Consider the following 19713-nt stretch of genomic DNA (forward strand, 5'->3'; position numbering starts at 1 on the left):
CGCCGCGCGGGTCGGCGCGGCCGCGGTGGGCTCAGGCTTCGGGTCTGCGCCGGGCGACCCGGCCGCCCGCCTGGATGCCGGTCACCCCGTCGGCGGCCGGGTCGGTCAGGAACCGGCCGGCGATGATCCGGTCGCCGGTGGACGGTTCGAGCACGGAGAACGCGCCGCCGCGGTGGATCGCCAGTTCCGGGTGGGGTTCGCCGCCGACGGACAGCTCCGCCCTGCCGTCGGGGCCCACCTCGACGACGTACTCCATGTCGCCGTTGGCGTAGTGCCCGGACAGCCCGACGGGCACCGGCCTCGGCTGCCGCGGGAGGACGGGCAGCTCGTAGTCGCCCACCGGCAGACCCAGTGAGCGCAGCTCGCCGACCAGGTCCACCCACAGCGCCGACCCGGTGGCCGCGTTGGTGGTGAGGGCGATGACGACGCCGTGCGCGGGGTCGATGCGCAGGTGGCAGGACGTGCCGTCGGCGGTGCCGTCGTGGCCGACCCAGTCGGCGTCGGGCCCGTGGAAGCGGGCGAGGCCCAGCCCCCAGCCGTCGGCGAGGCCGAAGGGCTCCGCCCCGTCCACCGGGCGCCGCATCTCCCGCAGCAGGGCGGCGTCCAGCAGCGGGGTCCTGGCCACGTGCGTGCTGCCGAGCGCGACGAGGTCCAGCGCGCTCAGCGCGAGCGCGCCCGCGGCGGCCTCGGCCGGGCGCAGCGTCTGCTCGACGGGCCTGGCGCGCCCGGTCGCGGCGTGCACCGCGTGCCCCGGCACGAACGTGCTGCCCGCCGGGGATCCCGGCGGTTCGACGACGAACGCGGGGTCGATGCCCAGCGGTTGCAGCACGAGCACGGCCACGGCCTCCCACCAGTGCATCCCGGTGATCTCCTCGACCAGCTGCCCGATCAGCACGTACCCGGCGTTGGAGTAGGAGAACCCGCGGCCGGGCGCGGTGACGAACTCGCTGTCGCGGCACGCGGTGACGTACTTGCGGACCGAGCCGGACGGGTCGGAACCTGCGGGCAGTCCACTGGTGTGGCTGAGCACTTGGCGCGCGGTCAGCGCGCCGAGTCTCGGTCCCAGGTCGCCGAGGTGCTCGCCCAGCGGGTCGTCGAGGTCGAGGTCGTCGTCGTCGGCCAGCAGCATGGCCAGCGTCGCCGTGCCCACCTTGGTGATCGACCCCACCGGGAACTTCGCCTCCGGACCGACACCGCCGACGTCGACGGCCACGGTGCGGTCGCCGGAGCGCACGGCGAGCTGCGCGGCCGGGACGTGGTGGCGCCGGGCGAGCCGGTCCAGCAGGGGCTTCAACTGCTCCGCGGTGAGGGGAGCGTCGGAGCGGACCGCGGTGGTCGACGGGAATACCGTGGGTGTGGACATCAGCCAGTCCTTTCGCAGTGGGACGCGAACGCGTCGGGGTGGGTCAGCTGTCGGAGGACATGCGCTCGCGCAGGCTCCGCGGACGCATGTCCGTCCACACCTGGTCGACGTGGTCCATGCACTCCTGCTTGCCGCCCGTGGTGCCGGTGGGCCGCCACCCGGCGGGAACGTCGTTGGCCAGCGGCCACAGGGAGTACTGCTCCTCGTCGTTGACGAGGACCTGGAACCGGATGTCGTCCTGCATGTCTTCGGCCTTCCTTCGGGGGTGTGTCGTGCGGTGGTGGGAAAGGGTCAGTTCTCGGGGCCGCCGACGGCGAGCGCCTCGAGTTCGGCGATGATCTTGTCCTCGATCAGCTCGGCGAGCACCGCGACCGTGACGCTGGTGAGCACCTCCCTGGGGGTCAGGTCGACGTCGAACGCCGACTTGACCATCGAGGTGATCCGCAGGCTGCGCACCGAGTCGCCGCCCAGGTCGAAGAAGCCGTCGCGGACGCCGACGCGGTCCACGCCGAGGACTTCCGCCCAGATGCCGGCGAGCACCTCCTCGGTCTCGGTCTCCGGTGCGACGTAGTCCTGTTCGGCGCCTGCCGCGGTCGGCTCGGGCAGCGCCCGGCGGTCGAGCTTCCCGTTGGGGGTCAACGGGAGTTCGTCCAGCTCCACGAACGCGGAGGGCACGAGGTAGTCCGGCAGCGTCGCGGCCAGGTGGGCGCGCAGGTCGGGCGAGCCGGTCGCCACGACGTAGGCCACGAGCCTCCGGTCGCGCACGACCACCGCGGCCGCCGTCACGTCCGGGTGCCTGCGCAGCACGGCCTCGATCTCCCCCGGCTCGACCCGGAAGCCGCGGATCTTCACCTGGTCGTCGGCGCGGCCCAGGAACTCCAACTGCCCTTCGGCGTTCCACCGCACCAGGTCGCCGGTGCGGTAGAGCCGTGAACCGGGCTTCCCGAAGGGGTCGGCGACGAAACGGTCCGCGGTCAGGCCGGGGCGGCCGAGGTAGCCGCGGGCGAGCCCGACGCCGGTGACGAACAGCTCCCCCGCCGCGCCGATGGGCACCGGACGCAGGTCCGGGCCGAGCACGTGGACGCGGGTGTTTCGGATCGGCCGTCCGATCGGCGGCGTGCCACCGGGTTCGAGCGGGTCGCTCCAGCTCGTCACGACGGTGGCCTCGGTGGGGCCGTAGGCGTTGATCATCCTGCGGCCGGGGGCGAAGCGCTCCACCAGTTCGGCCGTGCAGGCCTCGCCGCCGACGACGAGCGTGCGGAACGCGGGCAGCGGCACGTCCGGGACGGTGGCCATCGCGACCGGCGGGATGAGCGCGTGGGTCACGCCCCGCTCGGCGAGCACGGCGGCGAGGTGGTCGCCGAGCAGCGGGCCCGGCGGGGGCACGACCAAGGCCGCGCCCGCCGGGAGCGCCATGCACAGCTCCAGCACCGAGGCGTCGAAGCTCGGCGAGGCGAACTGGAGCACCCGGTCGCCCTCGCGGACGTCGAAGTGGTCGATCTCGGCGCCGGAGAAGCTCGCCAGACCGGCGTGCGTGACGACGACGCCCTTGGGCGTGCCGGTGGATCCCGAGGTGTAGATGACGTACGCCGGGTTCTCCGGGTGGACGTCGCGGGGCACCGGGGCGGCGGACAGGCCGTCCTCGGATCCGTCGAGCACCAGCAGGTTCCCGGCGGTGACGCCGGTGCCGGGCAGGGTGAGCACCAGGACCGGGCGGGCGTCGGCGAGCATGAAGGCGATGCGCTCGGCCGGGTAGTCCGGGTCCACCGGGAGGTAGGCCGCGCCGGTCTTGAGCACGGCGAGCTGCGCGACGATGATCCCGACCGACCGCGGCATCGCCAGCGCGACAACGCTTTCCGGCACGGCGCCGCGGTCGGCCAGCAGGCGTGCCAACCGGTTGGCACGCGCGTCCAGCTCCGTGTACGTCAGCTCGACGCCGTCGGCGACGACCGCGACCGCGTGCGGCGTGCGGGACACCTGCGCCTCGACGAGGTCCGGGAACAGGCCGGGCGCCACCTCGTGGTCGGTGTCGGTGAACTCCACCAGCACCCGGTCGCGTTCGGCCTTGGGCAGCACGTCGACGTCGCCGAGCCGGATCTCCGGTTGGGCGCCGAGCACGTCGAGCACCTGCGCGAGCTGGGCGGTCAGCCGTTCGGCGGTGGTGGTGTCGAACAGCGCCGGGTCGTAGCCGACGCCGAGCGAGAGCCGCTTGCCCGGCGTGGCGACGACGGTCAGCGGGTAGTTCGTCGCCTCCATGGCGTCGAGGTCGCGCAGGCCGAGGCCGTGCGCGGCCACGTCGTCGGCGTCGATCGGGTAGTTCTCGAACACCACGATGCTGTCGAACAGGCCCACCCCGCCCCCGACGCCGCTCCAGGAGCTCACGGTGGCCAGCGGGACGTGCTCGAACCGGCGGGATTCCGCCTGGACGTCCTGGAGTTCGCGCAGCCAGTCGCCCGCGGTCGCCCCGCGGTCGGCGCGGACCGCGACGGGCAGGGTGTTGATGAAGATGCCGGTGATGTCGTCGACTCCCGCCAGCTCGGCCGGGCGGCCGGAGACGGTGGCGCCGAAGCACACCTCGTCCTGTCCGCTGTGCCGCGACAGCAGCAGCGCCCAGGCGCCCTGCACCACGGTGTTGACCGTCAGCCGGTGCCGCCTGGCGAACTCCTGGAGCCTGCCGGTGGCGGCCTCGTCCAGCTCGCCGGACACCCAGTGCGAGGACACGGCCGAGTGCGCGCCCGCCGGAACCCGGTCGTAGGGCAGCGGGGTCGGCTCGGTCACCGGGCCCAGCACCCGCCGCCAGTGCCGCTCGGCCTGCTCCTGGTCCTGCTCCAGCAGCCACGCGACGTAGTCGCCGAACGGCCGCCGGGTCGGCAGGACCGGCGCGACGCCGTCCCGCAGCGCCGCGTAGGCGGTGAAGACGTCCGACAGGACCTGGAACACGCTCCAGCCGTCCAGCAGCACGTGGTGGAACGTCCAGACGACCTGGGTGGCGCCGCCCGGCAGCCGGGCGAGCGCGACCCGCAGCAGCGGGGCGGCGGTCAGGTCGAGCCGCTGCTCCCGGTCGGCGGCGAGCAGTTCGGCCAGCGCCTCGGCGCGGTCGCGGTCGCGCCAGTCGTGGTGGGCCACCGGCAGGTCCACCTCGCGGCGCACCACCAGCAGCGGCTCCTCCACGCCCTCCCACACGACGCCGCCGCGCAGCACGGGGGTGCGGGCGACGACGTGGCGCCACGCGTCCGCGAGGCGTTCCCGATCGGCCACGCCGTCGAGCACGAAGGTGACCTGTTCGAAGTAGACCCCCTGGGACTGCTGGGAAAGGCCGTGGAAGACCATGCCGGACTGCATCGGGGTGAGCGGGTGGACGTCCTCGACCGACCGGCCGTTCCCGGCGATGCGGTCGACCTGCCGCTGGGTCAGGCGCGCCAGCGGGAAGTCCGACGGGGTGCGGCCGCCCGCGTCGGGGCCGGCGCAGTGCTCGACGATCTCGCGCAGCGCCACCAGCAGCCGGTTCGCCAGCATCTCGACGGTCTCGGCGCGGTGGACCTCGGTGGAGTGGAACAGGGTGAGTTCCAGGCGGTCGTGCTCGACCCGCCCGACGACGTCGAGCAGGTGCGCGCGCCCGGCGTCCGCGCCGACCGACGACTCCAGGCCGCCTCCGCCGCCGTCGAACCGGCCCAGGTAGTTGAAGCTGACCCGCGGCTCGACGACCGGCGCGGTGCCGGTCAGGTAGCGCAGGGCGCCGTAGCCGACACCGCGGCGGGGCACCGCGCGCAGCTGCTCCTTGACGGACTTGAGCACGTCGGCCCAGTCGCCCTTGGCCTCCAACGCGATCGGGAACATGGAGGTGAACCAGCCGACCGTGCGGGACAGGTCGACCCCGTCGAACAGCTCCTCGCGGCCGTGGCCCTCCAGGTCGACCAGGACGCGGTCGCGGCCGGTCCAGTCGGCGAGCACCCTGCCCAGCGCGCTGAGCAGCACGTCGTTGACCTGGGTCCGGTAGGCGGCGGGCACGTCCTGGAGCAGCGCCCTGGTCTCGGCCGCGCTCAGCCGCACGGTCACGGCGTTGGCGGTCGTGGCGGTGTTGGCGCCGTCGCCGTCGACCGGGATGTCGCTCCCGGCCGTGGCGGTCGCCCGCCAGTGCGGCAGCTCGTCGTCGAAACCGCCCGCCGCGGCGTGGTCGGCCAGCCTGGTCGCCCAGTCCCGGAAGGAGGTCGTCTTCGACGGCAGCGCACGGCCCCGGTAGGCGGTTTCGAAGTCCTCCACCAGGATCCGCCACGACACCCCGTCGACCACGAGGTGGTTCACGGTCAGCAGCAGCTCGCGCGGCGAGAGGAGTTCGGCGGTCAGCAGCGGGCCGCGGGCCAGGTCGACGGTCGCACCGAGCAGTTCGGCGACCTCGTCGGCCGCGTTGTGCTGGCGCAGGCCGTCGAACCGCATCCGCAGGGCGTCGTGGTGGGTCACCAGCGCGGTCAACGCCGTCCGCAGCGTCGTGGTGTCGAAGTCCTCCGGCCACTCGACGCGCACCGACTGGGTGAAGTCCTCGGCGCGCCCGTGGTCACCGGCGAAGAACCAGTGCTGGATCGGGGTCAGCGGCACGTCGCCGCTGACCGGTCCCTGGTCCACGGCGGTGGCCGCGGCCTCGGCGCCCGCGTGGACGGCGAGGGCCGCCACGGTCTGGTGGGCGAACAGGTCGCGCGGGGTGAGCACGAGTCCGGCCTGCCGGGCGCGGGAGACGACCTGGATGCTCAGGATCGAGTCGCCGCCCAGCTCGAAGAAGTTGTCCTCGGCGCCGACCCGGTCCAGCCGCAGCACGTCCGCCCAGATGCCGGCGAGCACGCGTTCGCCCTCGGTGCGCGGTGCGACGTGACCGGCCGCGGGCTCCAGCACGGGCTCCGGCAGCGCGGCGCGGTCGACCTTCCCGTTGGCGCTCAACGGGAGCGCGTCCAGTTCCACGATCGCGAACGGCACCATGTAGTCGGGCAGCCGCTCGCCGAGCCAGCCCTTCAGGTCCGGCGCGCCCGCGGTGACCACGTAGCCGACCAGCCGCTTGTCGCGGGCCACCACGACCGCCTCGGTGACGTCGGGGTGGGCGGCCACGGCGGCCTCGATCTCGCCCAGTTCGATGCGGAACCCGCGGATCTTGACCTGGTCGTCGGCCCGGCCGACGAAGTCGAGCACGCCGTCGCGGGTCCAGCGGACCACGTCGCCCGTGCGGTACATCCGGGATCCGGCCTCGCCGAAGGGGTTCGCGAGGAACCGCTCGGCCGTCAGCGCGGGGCGGCCCAGGTATCCCCTGGCCAGTCCGGTGCCGGCGATGAACAGCTCACCGGCGACGCCGGGGCCGACCGGGCGCAGGTCGGCGTCCAGGACGTACGCCCGCATGTTGTCCTGCGGGCGGCCGATCGGCACCACGTCGGGCACGGGCCGCCCGGCGGGCATGGTGAAGTGGCTGGCGAACGTGGTGGTCTCGGTGGGGCCGTAGCCGTCCACGACGGTCAGGCCGGGGCACGCCTCCTGCGCCCGGCGGACCGCGGCGGCGGGCACCACATCACCGCCGGTCCACACCTCGCGCGCTCCGGCGAAGCAGTGCGGCGACTCCTGCGCGAGCAGGCGGAACAGGCCTGCGGTCAGCCACAGGCCGGTCACGCCGTACTCGGAGATCATCTCGGCCAGCACCTCGGCGTCGACGTCGCGCGGCGGGGCGACGACGATCCGGCCGCCGTTGAGCAGCGGCACCCACAGCTCGTAGGTGGAGGCGTCGAACGCCTGCGGGGAGTGCAGCAGCACGGTGTCGTGCGCGCCGCCGCGGAAGCAGCGGTCGAACGCGAGTCCGGCCACGTCGCGGTGCCGCACCGCCACGCCCTTGGGCGTCCCGGTCGAGCCGGAGGTGAACATGACGTAGGCCAGGTTGTCCGGCGACACCACGACTTCCGGCGTCGTGTCCGGGCCCTCCGCGGCCACCGGAACGGTCCGCGGGTGGACGTCCCGCCAGCGGTCGTCGGCGATGACCACGACGGCGTCCGCCTCCGCCAGCACCACGCGCATCCGGTCGGCGGGGGCGCGCAGGTCGACCGGCACGTAGGCGCCGCCCGCCTTGACCACCGCGAGTTCCGCCACGACCAGTTCGACGGACCTCTCCACGAGCACGCCGACCCGGTCCTCGGGCCGCACGCCGAGCGCGATCAGCCGGTGCGCCAGGCGGTTGGCCCGCGCGTCGAGTTCGGCGTAGGTCAGCGAGTCGACCGCCAGGGCGTCCGGAGTGCGGCGCACCTGGGCGGTGAACAGCTCCCCCAGCGACCCTTCCGGGATGACGTGGTCGGTGTCGTTCCAGTCCTCGACCACGAGCCGCCGCTGGACGTGGGTCAGCCTGCCCAGGTCGGCCACCGGCTGGTCCGCGTCGGCGGAGACCCGGTCCAGCAGCAGTTCCAGGTCGGCGGCGAGCGCGCGGATCGTGCGCTCGTCGAAGAGCGCCGGGTCGTAGTCGAAGGACACGCCCAGCCGTTCGCCGGGGGTGACCACGACGCTGAGCGGGTAGTTGGTGGGCTGCACGTCGGCGGACTCGTGCATGCCGATCCCGTGGCCCGCGATGGCGTCGCTGTCGAACGGGTAGTTCTCGAACACCAGGATGCTGTCGAACAGGCTGGTGCCGGTCCAGTTCTGCACCTGGGCCAGTGAGACGAAGTCGAACCGCCGCGACCGGGCCTGCGCGAGCTGGAGTTCGCGCAGCCACGCGGCCGCGGTCTGCCCGCCGTCGATGCGCACCCGGCTGGGCACGGTGTTGATGAACAGGCCGACCATCGACTCCACGCCCGGCAGGTCGCTGGGCCTGCCCGACACGGTGGTGCCGAACACGACGTCGCGCTCGCCGCTGTGGCGTGACAGCAGCAGTGCCCACGCTCCCTGCACGATGGTGTTCACCGTGAGGCCGTTGCGCTGCGCGGTCTTCCGCAGCGCTTCGACGGGCAGGTCCACGTGCACGGCCGCGCCGGAGCGGGCCTGGTGGGCGTCGATGGGCTGCCGGTCGAACGGCAGCGGCGTCGGCGCGTCGATCCCGTCCAGCGCCTCGCGCCAGAACCCCTCCGCCGCCCCGAGGTCCTGCCGGGACAGCCACCGCAGGTACTCGCGGAACGGCGGCCGGTAGGCGGGGTCGGTGCCGTTCGCGTAGTGCTCGCACACGTCGCCGAACACCCGTGCCGCGCTCCACCCGTCGAGCACGACGTGGTGGAAGGTCCAGATCATCAGGACCTCGTCGCCGGGCAGCCGGGCGAACGCCAGGCGCAGCAGCGGTGCCGCGGCGAGGTCGAACCCGGCCTGCCGGTCCTCGGCCAGCAGCCGGTCCAGCTCGTGCTCGCGCTCCGGCTCGGTCAGCGCGGTCCAGTCGTGGTGGACGACCGGCACGGTGGCGTCGCGCTCCACGACCTGCACCGGCTCGTCCAGGCCGTCCCAGACGATCCGGCTGCGCAGCACCGGGTCCGCGGCCACGACGCGCTGCCACGACCGGCCGAACCGCACCGGGTCGGACACCCCGGACAGCCGCAGCCGGACCTGGTTGAAGTAGGCGCCGGACACGTCGTCGGCGGTGGTGTCGACCAGGCTGTGGAAGACCATCCCGGCCTGCATCGGCGTCAGCGGGTAGACGTCCTCCACGCCCCTGCCGTCGCCCGCGAGCCGGTCGACCGCGGCCTGGTCGAGCCGGGCGAGCGGGAAGTCCGACGGGGTGCGGCCGCCCGCGTCGGGGCGGGCGCAGTGCTCGACGATCCCGGCGAGCGCGTCGAACAGGTCGTCGGCACGGCGGCGCACGGTCGCCTCGGTGTGCACGGCGGCGGAGTAGTACCAGGTGACTTCGAGCCGGTCGCCGTCGATCCGGCTGACCACGTCGACCAGGTGGGCCCGCCGCTGGTCCGGGTGGGCGGAGCCGCCCAGCCCCTCCCCCTCGCCGTCGCCGAACCGGCCGAGGTGGTTGAAGCTGATGCCCGGCTCGACGACCGGCGCGGTGCCGGTCAGGTGGCGCAGGGCGCCGTAGCCGACACCGCGACGGGGCACCGCGCGCAACTGCTCCTTGACGGACTTGAGCGCGCCGCCCCAGTCGCCGTCGGGCAGGTCGAGTGCCACCGGGAACATGGAGGTGAACCAGCCGACCGTGCGGGACAGGTCGACCCCGTCGAACAGCTCCTCGCGGCCGTGGCCCTCCAGGTCCAGCAGCACCCGGTCGCGGCCGGTCCAGTCCCGCAGCACCCGGCTCAACGCCGTGAGCAGGACGTCGTTGACCTGCGTGCCGTAGACCTGCGGGACGTCGCGCAGCAGCGCGGCGGTGCGCTCGGCGTCCCACCGCACGGTCACCGACCGCGTCGAGCCGTGGGTGTTGTCGCCCTCGGCGTCCACCGGCAGGCCGGGGTCGCCGGTCACGGCCGCCCAGTGCGGCAGCTCGTCGTCGAACCCGCCCGAGGTGGCGTGGTCGGTGAGCCGGTTCGCCCACTCCTGGAACGACGTGGTCTTCGCGGGCAGCGGTTCGCCGCGGTAGGCGGTCTCCAGGTCCTCCAGCAGGATCCGCCACGACACGCCGTCGACGACGAGGTGGTGGATGTCGATCGTCAGCGTCGACCCGGTCAGCCGCGCCCGAACCAGCGGCCCGTCGACGAGGTCGATGTCGGAGGTGAACACGTCGGCCTCGTCCACGGGGGCGTGGGTCTGGCGGCCGTCGGCGAACCGCAGTCGGAGCGCGTCGTGGTGGTTCAGCAGGGTCGTGAACGCGCGGCGCAGCGCGTCGGCGTCCGGAGCCTCGGGGAACTCGACGGTCACCGTCTGGTGGAAGTGCTCGGGGTGGACCGGGGCCGGGTCGAGGAACCAGCGCTGGATCGGGGTCGGCGGCACGTCGCCGGTGACCGGTCGCTGCTCGGCCACCGCCACGGCGGCGGTGCTCGCGTGGGCGGCGAGCGCGGCGACGGTGGGGTGGGTGAACAGGTCGCCGGGCAGCAGCCCGAGCCCGGCCCGGCGGGCGCGGGACACGACCTGGATGCTGAGGATCGAGTCCCCGCCCAGCTCGAAGAAGTCGTCGTCGACACCGACCCGGCCCGTGTCGAGCACCTCGGTCCAGATGCCGGTCAGCGTGCGCTCGTTGTCGGTGCGCGGCTCCCGGTAGCCGGTCGCGGGTTCGAGTTCCGGCACGGGCAGGGCGCGGCGGTCGACCTTGCCGTTGTCGTTGAGGGGCAACGAGTCCAGCGCGACGAACACCGACGGGACCATGTAGTCGGGCAGCGTGCGGCCCAGGAACTCCTTGAGGTCCGGCGATCCCGCCGCGACCACGTACCCGACGAGCCGCTTGCGCCCGTTGGAGGAGTGCGCGACCACGACGGCCTCGCTGACGGCGGGGTGCGCGGCCAGCGCGGCCTCGATCTCCGGCAGCTCGATGCGGAAGCCGCGGATCTTGACCTGGTCGTCGGCGCGGCCGACGAACTCCAGCACGCCGTCGCGGGTCCAGCGCACCACGTCGCCGGTGCGGTACATGCGGGTGCCGGGCTCGCCGAACGGGTCGGCGACGAACCGCTCCGCGGTGAGTCCGGGGCGCCCCAGGTAGCCGCGGGCCAGTCCGGCTCCGGACAGGTACAGCTCGCCGGTCACCCCCGGCGGCACCGCGCGCAGCCCGTGGTCGAGGACGTGGGCGCCCATGTTGTCCAGCGGGCGGCCGATCGGCACGACCTCCGGCACCGGGTCGCCCGCGGGCACGGCGAAGCGGGTCGCGAACGTCGTGGTCTCCGTGGGGCCGTAGACGTCGACCACGGTCAGGCCGGGGCACGCCGCCTGGGCCTTCCGCAGCGCCGCGGCCGGGACCACGTCACCGCCGGTCCACACCTCGCGCAGCCCGGCGAAGCAGTCGGGCGACTCGTCGGCCAGCAGCCGGAACAGCCCGACGGTGAGGAACAGGCCGGTCACCCCGTGCGCGGCGATCAGGGCGCGCAGCACGTCGGCGTCGACGTCGCCCGCGGGTGCCACGGCGACCGTGCCGCCGTTGAGCAGCGGCACCCACACCTCGTAGGTGGAGGCGTCGAACGCCAGCGGCGAGTGCAGTGCGACAGTGTCGTGCGCACCGCCCCGGAAGCCGCCCTCGTGGGCCAGTCCGACGATGTCGCGGTGCCGCACGGCGACGCCCTTGGGCTTGCCGGTGGAGCCCGAGGTGTACATGACGTAGGCCAGGTTGTCCGGGTGCACGACGACGTCCGGTGCCGTGGCCGGACCGTCCGACCGGTCACCGAGGTCCACGATGTGTCCGTTGTGGATGGTGGAGGCGGTCGCGCGCCACCGGTCGTCGGTCAGCACCACGGGGACGCCGTCGAGCATCGTCCGCAACCGGTCCGCGGGCGCTCGGGTGTCCAGCGGCACGTACGCGCCACCGGCCTTGAGCACCGCCAGCTCGGCCACGACCACGTCGGCGGAGCGGTCGGCGAGCAGGCCGACGCGCTGCTCCGGGCCCACCCCCAGGCCGATCAGCCGGTGCGCGAGGCGGTTCGCCCGCTCGTCGAGCCCGGCGTAGGTCAGTTCGACCCCGTCGGCCACGAGCGCGACGGCGTCGGGGGTGCGGCGCACCTGCTCCGCGAACAGCCGCGTCACGTCGGCGTCCGGCAGTTCGGTGCGGACGCCCTGCCCCGGCAGGGTTCCGCGCTCGGCCGCGGTGAGCATCTCCAAGCGGCCCAGCGGCGCGGCGGAGTCGGCGACGAGACCGGTGAGCACCGTGGCGAAGTGGGCGGCGAGGTGTTCCACGGTGGTGGCGTCGAACAGGTTCGGGTCGTAGCCGAAGGCGAGTTCGAGCCGGTCGCCGGGGTAGGCGACGAGGGTGAGCGGGTAGTTCGTGGTCTCGACGCCGCGCAGCCCGCTGAGCCCGAGCCCGTCGGTCACCGGGTAGTTCTCGAACACCACGATGCTGTCGAACAGCGACCCGCCGCCGTAGTTCTGCAACTGGGACAACGGGAGGTGGTCGAAGCGGCGGGCTTCGGCCTGCGCCGCCTGCAACTCCCGCAGCCAGTCCAGGGCGGTGGCGCTGTCGTCGACGTCCACGCGCACCGGCAGCGTGGTGATGAAGATGCCCGCGATGTCGTCGGAGCCCGGCAGGTCGGCCGGACGGCCGGACACGGTGGTGCCGAAGCACACGTCGCGCTGGCCGCTGTAGCGCGAGAGCAGCAGCGCCCACGCGCCCTGCACCAGGGTGTTGACCGTCAACCCGTTGCGCTGCGCGAACTCCCGCAGCTCGGCGCCGGGCAGGCCGGTGCGCAGGGAGGCCGTGGACTCGACGGGCCCGGTGCCCGCGGGGCGGTCGTAGGGCAGCCTGGCGGTCTCCGGCTTCCCGGACAGCGCCTGCCGCCAGAAGCGCTCGGCCGCGGGGCGGTCCTGGGTGGACAGCCACCGCACGTAGTCGCGGAACGGCCTGCGCGCGGGCAGTTCCCGTCCGGCGTGGGCGGCGGCGACGTCGGCGAGCACCTGGAACAGGCTCCAGCCGTCGAGCAGCAGGTGGTGGAAGGTCCACACGACCCGGACCTGGGTCGCGGAGATCCGGGCGAGCAGCACCCGCATGAGCGGGGCCGCCGTGACGTCCAGTCCGGCCACGCGGTCGCGGGCCAGCAGCGCGTCGAGGTCCTCGCCGCCTCCGGTCCAGTCGCGGTGCTCGACCGGCAGCACGACATCGCGCCGGACCACCTGCACGGGCTCGTCCACGCCGTCCCAGACGATCTCGGTCCGCAGCACGGGGGTGCGGTCGACGACGTGCTGCCACGCACGGGCCAGCGCAGCCGGGTCGTCCACGCCGTCCGCGACGAACGTCAACTGCTGGAAGTAGGCGCCCTGGCCGCCTTCGGAGAGGCGGTGGAACATCATCCCGGCCTGGGTGGGCGTGAGGGGGTAGACGTCCTCCACGTCCCGGCCGTCGCCGACCAGCCGGTCCACGGTCTCCTGGTCCAGGCGGGCCAGCGGGAAGTCCGACGGGGTGCGGCCGCCCGCGCCGGGCCGACGGCAGTGGTCCACGATCTCGCCCAGCGCCTCGGCGAGCTTGCCCGCGACGGCCGCGATCGTGGCCTCGTGGTGCACCCGGTGGGAGTAGAACCAGTCGAACTCCAGGCAGCCGTCCACGATCCGGCCCACGACGTCGAGTGCGTGCGCCCGCGGCGCGTCCGGGCTCTGCACCAGCTCCAGCTCCCCCGCCAGGCCGGTGAACAGGCCGGTGGGCGGCTCGAACTGGCCGAGGTAGTTGAAGCTGATCATCGGCTTGACCGCGGGGACGGTGCCGGTCAGGTAGTGCAGCGCCCCGTAGGACACGCCGCGGGTGGGTACCGCGCGCAACTGCTCCTTGACCGACTTGAGAGCCGTGCCCCAGTCCCCGTCCACGCCGAGCGCGATCGGGAACATCGAGGTGAACCAGCCGACCGTGCGGGACAGGTCGACCCCGTCGAACAGGTCCTCGCGGCCGTGGCCCTCCAGGTCGACCAGCACCCGGTCGTGTCCGGTCCACTCGCGCAGGGCCCGGCCCAGCGCGGTGAGCAGCACGTCGTTGACCTGCGTGCGGTACACGCCGGGGACCTCGTGCAGCAGCGCGCGGGTGCGCTCGGCGTCCAGCCGGACGGTGACCGAGCGCGTCGAGTCCGCGGTGTCGGGGCCGTCGCCGTCGACCGGGACCTGCGCCCCGTCGACCGCGCGCCAGTAGTCGGCGTCGTCGAAGGTGTGCGCCGACAGCTTGGCGGCCCACTCCTGGAAGGAGGTCGTCTTCGTGCCGGGTTCCCGGCCCTCGTAGGCGGCCTGGAGGTCCTCCAGCAGGACGCGCCAGGACACGCCGTCGATGACGAGGTGGTGGGCGGACAGCCGCAGGACGGAGCCGTCCAGCTCGGCGGTGAACAGCGGGCCCTCGGCCAGGTCGATCCGCGCGCCGAGCACGTCGGTGTCCCCGATCGGCGCGTGGTGCTGCCGCCAACCGTCGCCGGTGCGCTCGAACCGCATCCGCAGGGCGTCGTGGTGCGCGACGAGGACGGCCAGCGCGCGGCGCAGGGCGGTCTCGTCGAAGCCGTCGACCAGCCGCAGGGCGAGCGTCTGCGCGAAGTGGTCGGGCTCCGCCGGGTCGGTGTCGAGGAACCAGCGCTGGATCGGCGTCAGCTCGACGGGGCCGGTGACCGGTCCTTGCTCGATCCGCGGGCGCTCCACCCGCTTCACGGCGGCGGCCAGCGCGGCGACGTTCTGGTGCAGGAACACGTCGTTGGGCGAGATCTCGAACCCGGCCCGGCGGGCCTTGGAGACCAGCTGGATGCTCAGGATCGAGTCGCCGCCGACCTCGAAGAAGTTGTCCTCCACGCCCAGCTCGTCGAGACCCAGCACGTCGGCCCAGATCCCGGCCAGGACGCGTTCGGCGTCGGTGCGGGGCGCGACGCGCGTCGTGCCCGCGGTCCAGTCCGGCCGCGGCAGCGCGGCCCGGTCGAGCTTCCCGTTGGGGTTCAACGGCATCCGGTCGAGCACCACGAACGCGGCGGGCACCATGTAGCCGGGCAGCGAGGCCCCGAGCCGCGCGCGCAGGTCGGCGGGCGTGGGCCGGTGCCCCGGCGCCGCGACGAGGTAGGCGACCAGCCGCTGGTGGCCGGACTCGGTCAGCGCGACCGCGACGGCCTCGGCGACGCCCTCGTGGCGCAGCAGGGCGTCCTCGACCTCGCCCAGCTCGATGCGGAACCCGCGGATCTTCACCTGGTGGTCGGCGCGGCCCAGGTAGTCCAGCTCCCCGGCCGCGGTCCAGCGCACGACGTCGCCGGTGCGGTACATCCGCTCGCCGGGTTCGCCGAACGGGTCGGCGACGAACCGGTCGGCGGTCAGGCCGGGCCGGTTCAGGTAGCCCCTGGCCACGCCGCGGCCGCCCAGGTGCAGCTCGCCGGGGACACCGGGCGGCACCGGGCGCAGGTTCCCGTCCAGCACGTAGGCGCGGGTGTTGGCGATGGGGCGGCCGATCGGCGGCGTGCGGTCGTGGTCGTGGAACCACGCGGTGGCGTACACGGTGGCCTCGGTGGGGCCGTAGATGTTGGCGATCCGCGCCTCGGGGAACGCCGTGCGCAGCTCGCGCACCGTCCTGGCGGGCAGCGCCTCGCCTGCCAGCACGACCGCGTCGGGGGTGGCGGAGAGCCCGCCCTGTGCCAGCAGCTGCGCGAACGCCGACGGCACGCCGCTGACGAGGCTGACGGGCCAGTCGGCGTCCGGGCGTTCGCCCAGCGCCAGCACGTCGCGCACCACCTCGACGGTGCCGCCCGCCATCAGCGGGCTGAAGATCTCGAACACGGACACGTCGAAGTTGAGCGAGGTGGAGGCGACCACCGTGGACAGACCGGTGGCGCCGAACTCGGCCGCGGCCCAGGTGACCAGGCCGACCGCGCCGCGGTGCGCGACCACGACGCCCTTGGGCCTGCCGGTGGAGCCGGAGGTGTAGATGACGTAGGCCGGGTGGGAGCCGTCGAGGGCGATGTCGGTGAGGTGCCCCGCGGGCACGCCGTCGAGGGTGGTGTCGTCGAGCACCAGTTCCGGGACGCCGTCGGCGGCACCGGCGGGCAGCGCGACGTCGGCGGTCCTGAGCAGCAGGACGGGGTCGGCGTCGCGGAGCATGAAGGTGATCCGGTCCGCCGGGTAGGCGGGGTCGATCGGCAGGTAGGCGGCACCGGACTTCAGCACGCCCAGCAGGGCGACGAACAGGTCCTCGGTGCGCGGCATCGCGAGCGCCACGAAACGCTCCGGGGCGGCGCCCCGCCCGACCAGCAGCCTGGCCAGCCGGTCGGACCGCTCGTCGAGTTCCCGGTAGGTCAGGGCGCGGCCGCCGTGGACGACCGCCACGGCGTCCGGGGTCTTCGCCGCCTGCCGCTCGAACAGCCGCGGCAGAACGGTCTCCGGCACGTCGAGGACCGGCCCCTGCCACCGCTCCAGCACCAGGTCCGTCTCCGCGGCGTCCGAGATCGGGAGCCGGGCGACGGGCGGGGACGGGTCGGTGGCGATGGCCTCGAGCAGGACGTTCAGGTGACCGGCGAAGCGGTCGACGGTCTCGGCGTCGAACAGGTCGGTGTTGTACTCGATCGCGACGGCGCGGCCGCGGGGGGCGAACTCGCAGACGAGGTCGAAGCGGGCGCGCGGGCGCGGCAGCTCCTGCTCGCCGATCCGCAGCCCGCCCGCCCGGCGCGGGCGCACCAGCTCGTCCTGGAGGACCACGAGCGCCTGCACCAGCGGTGTGCGGCTCGGGTCGCGCTCCGGGGCGAGCTCGTCGACGACCTGGTCGAAGGGCACGTCGGCGTGGGCGAACGCCTCCAGCACCGTCTCCCGCACGCCGGCCAGGAAGTCGGTGAAGGGGAGTTCGGGGTCCACGTCGGCGCGCAGCACCAGGGTGTTGACGAAGAAGCCGGCCAGGTTCTCCAGCTCGGCGCGGTCGCGACCGGACACCGCCGTGCCCACGGCGATGTCGCGCTGGCCGGTGTGGCGGGCCAGCAGCACCTGCACCGCGGCGGTCAGGGTGGTGAACAGGGTGGCGCCGTGGTCGCGGCCCACCTCGGCCAGCCGCCGGACGACGTCGGCGGGCAGGTCGTAGCGGCGGATCGCACCGGCGGTGGTCCGCACGGGCGGACGCGGCCGGTCGGTGGGCAGCTGCAACGCGCCCAGCCCGGCGAGCTTGTCGCGCCAGTACGCGAGCTGGCCCCGGCGCAGGTCGCCGGAAACGTAGTCGCGGTGCCACACCGAGAAGTCCGGGTACTGGATCGGCGGAGGCGGCAGCGTGCCGCCGGAATAGAGGGCGGCGAGTTCGTCGACCAGCAGGCCCACCGACCAGCCGTCGGTGACGATGTGGTGCTGGCACAGCAGGAGCACGTGCTCCTCCGGCCCGACGCGCACCAGCGTGGCCCTGGTCAGCGGGCCGCGGCGGAGGTCGAACGGGCGGTCCAGCTCGGCGGCCAGCACGGCGTCGAGGTCGCTGGCGTCGTCCACCTCTCGCAGCGGGATCGCGCCCCGCGCGGCGACCACCTGGACGGCTTGGCCGTCCACGGTGTCGAACGTCGTCCGCAGCGCCTCGTGGCGGGCCACCAGCGCGTCAAGGGCCTCGGTCAGCAGCGCGCGGTCAAGCGGGCCCGATAACCGCAGGCCGACGCCGGTGTTGTACTCCGTGCCGCCGCCGGTGAGGTCGTCGAGGACCCAGAGCCGTTGCTGCACAAGGGAAATCGGCAGCGGGTCGGGTCGCCGCGCGGGCGTGATCGGCCCGAGGCCGGACCGGGTCGCGTCCCGCGGCAGGAGTGCCGCCAGCGCCGCGACCGTCCGGGCGTCGAAGACCGCTCGCGGCGACAACCCGTCGCCGAACCGCTCGCGCAGCCTGGACAGGACCTTCGCGCCGAGGATGGAGTCGCCGCCCAGCTCGAAGAAGTCCTCGTCGGCGCCGACCTCGGGGACGTCGAGGAGTTCCGACCAGATCTCGGCCACGGCCCGCTCGTCGGCGGTGCTCGGGGCGGTGTACTCGGCCCGGCCGGAACTGCTCCAGTCCGGCGCGGGTAAAGCGTCGCGGTCCAGTTTCCCGTTGAGCCCCAGGGGAATCCGGTCCAGCAGGACGAACGCGGCGGGAACCAGGTGCGCGGGCAGGCGCTCGGCGAGCGCGGCCCGCAGCCGTCTCGGCTCGGCGTCGCCCACGACGTAGCCGACCAGCCTCTTGCCGCCGGACGCGGTGTCCTGCGCCACCACCACGGCGTCGCGGACCTCGGGCCTGGCGAGCAGCTGGGCCTCGATCTCGCCCGGTTCGATCCGGAAACCCCGGATCTTGACCTGGTGGTCCACCCGACCCGCGAACTCCAGCTCCCCCGCGGCGGTCCGGCGGACCAGGTCGCCGGTGCGGTACATCCGCGATCCCGGCGCGCCGAACGGGTCGGCGGGGAAGCGGTCGGCCGTGAGTCCGGGCTGGTTCAGGTAACCGCGGGCCAGACCCGGCCCCGCGAGGTACAGCTCCCCTTCCGCCGCCGGGCGCAGCGCCTCGTCGAGCACGTAGGCCGTGACGTCGGGGAGGGGGTGGCCGATCGGCGGCGTTCCCCCCGGCACCAGCGGGTCGCTCCAAGTGGCGACGACCGTGGCCTCGGTGGGACCGTAGGAGTTGATCATCCGGCGGCCGGGCGCCCACTTCCGCACCAGGTCGGGCGGGCAGGCGTCACCGCCGACGATCACCGTGCGGAAGTCCGGCAGCGCGGTGGGCGGCACAGTCGCCAGCGCGACCGGCGGGATCAGCGCGTGCGTCACCGCGTTGGCGGCCAGGACCTCGGCCAGCCGCTCGCCCACCAGGGGTCCCGCGGGCGGCACGACCAGCGCCGCTCCCGCGGGCAGCGACATGCACAGCTCCAGGATCGAGGCGTCGAAGCTGGGTGAGGAGAACTCCAGCACCCTGTCCCCCGCGCCGACCTCGTAGTGCTCCCGCATCGCCGCGGCGAAGCCCGCGATCCCGGCGTGGGTGACCACCACGCCCTTGGGCACGCCCGTGGATCCCGAGGTGTAGATGACGTAGGCCGCGTCGTCGGCCAGCAGCGGGCGGGTCCGGTCGGCGTCGGTCGGGTCGTGCTCGGGCAGTCCGTCGAGCAGGCCGGGTTCGTCGAGTGCGACCGCGATGCCGTCGGACAGCTCGGGCAGGACACCGGTCCTGGTCAGCACCAGCGCCGGGGTGGCGTCGTCGAGCATGAACGCGACCCGGTCGGCCGGGTAGTCGGGGTCCACCGGCAGGAAGGCCGCACCCGCCTTGACCACGGCGAGCTGCGCGGTGATCAGGTCCGCCGAGCGGGGAAGCGCGAGCGCGACGAGGCGGTCCGGACCCACACCGCGCCGGATGAGCAGGTGGGCCAGCCTGTTGGCACGGGTGTCGAGCTCGGCGAAGGTCGCCGTGCCGTCCTGCCCCACCACCGCGTCGGCGTGCGGTGTGCGCCTGACCTGTGCCTCGAACAGCTCGGGCAAGGTGGCCGGTGCGTCCTGCTTCATCAGATTCGGGACCTTTCGGACACGGTAGACCACCGGCACGCGGTGGCGCACCGGACGAGGGCGTGCGGAAATCGCCGTACCCCTGGAGGGGGACATCCGCGGCTGTCGCTGCGACGGGCTTCCACCACGTCGAAGCGCGTGTGGCGAATGCGCGAGGACTACTCCAACTGGCTGTTCTGCACTCGATCTGCGAGCCGAGCCACCCAAGGCACCTCGTGCGGACCCGCTTGAAGGGTTGTACCCCGGTTTTCCGAGTGGGAAACCGATGAAACTGAAAACACCGATCCGAACCTTCCCAGACGTTGCCCATCACATCACGAACTATTCATCTGCACCGCTACACGAGTCCGGAAGTCAGGATCACCACCACA

3 protein-coding genes are annotated in these 19713 nt (G+C 73.8%); all 3 read right to left on the minus strand.

The annotated features are described in order from the left end of the window. Positions 1-31: 31 nt before the first annotated feature. The 3 genes from RM788_RS01600 to RM788_RS01610 are packed head-to-tail and all read right to left on the minus strand — an operon-like array spanning position 32 to position 19342. Positions 32-1363, minus strand: coding sequence for a serine hydrolase domain-containing protein (locus RM788_RS01600; protein WP_315929641.1), 1332 nt, complete (start codon positions 1361-1363; stop codon positions 32-34). A gap of 43 nt (positions 1364-1406) precedes the next feature. Then, complete coding sequence (locus RM788_RS01605) at positions 1407-1607, minus strand: MbtH family protein (protein ID WP_315929642.1); 201 nt, start codon at positions 1605-1607, stop codon at positions 1407-1409. Positions 1608-1654: 47 nt separating this feature from the next. Then, positions 1655-19342, minus strand: coding sequence for a non-ribosomal peptide synthetase (locus RM788_RS01610; protein ID WP_315929643.1), 17688 nt, complete (start codon positions 19340-19342; stop codon positions 1655-1657). Positions 19343-19713 lie beyond the last annotated feature (371 nt).

The sequence above is a fragment of the Umezawaea sp. Da 62-37 genome, assembly GCF_032460545.1.
Lineage (GTDB): Bacteria > Actinomycetota > Actinomycetes > Mycobacteriales > Pseudonocardiaceae > Umezawaea.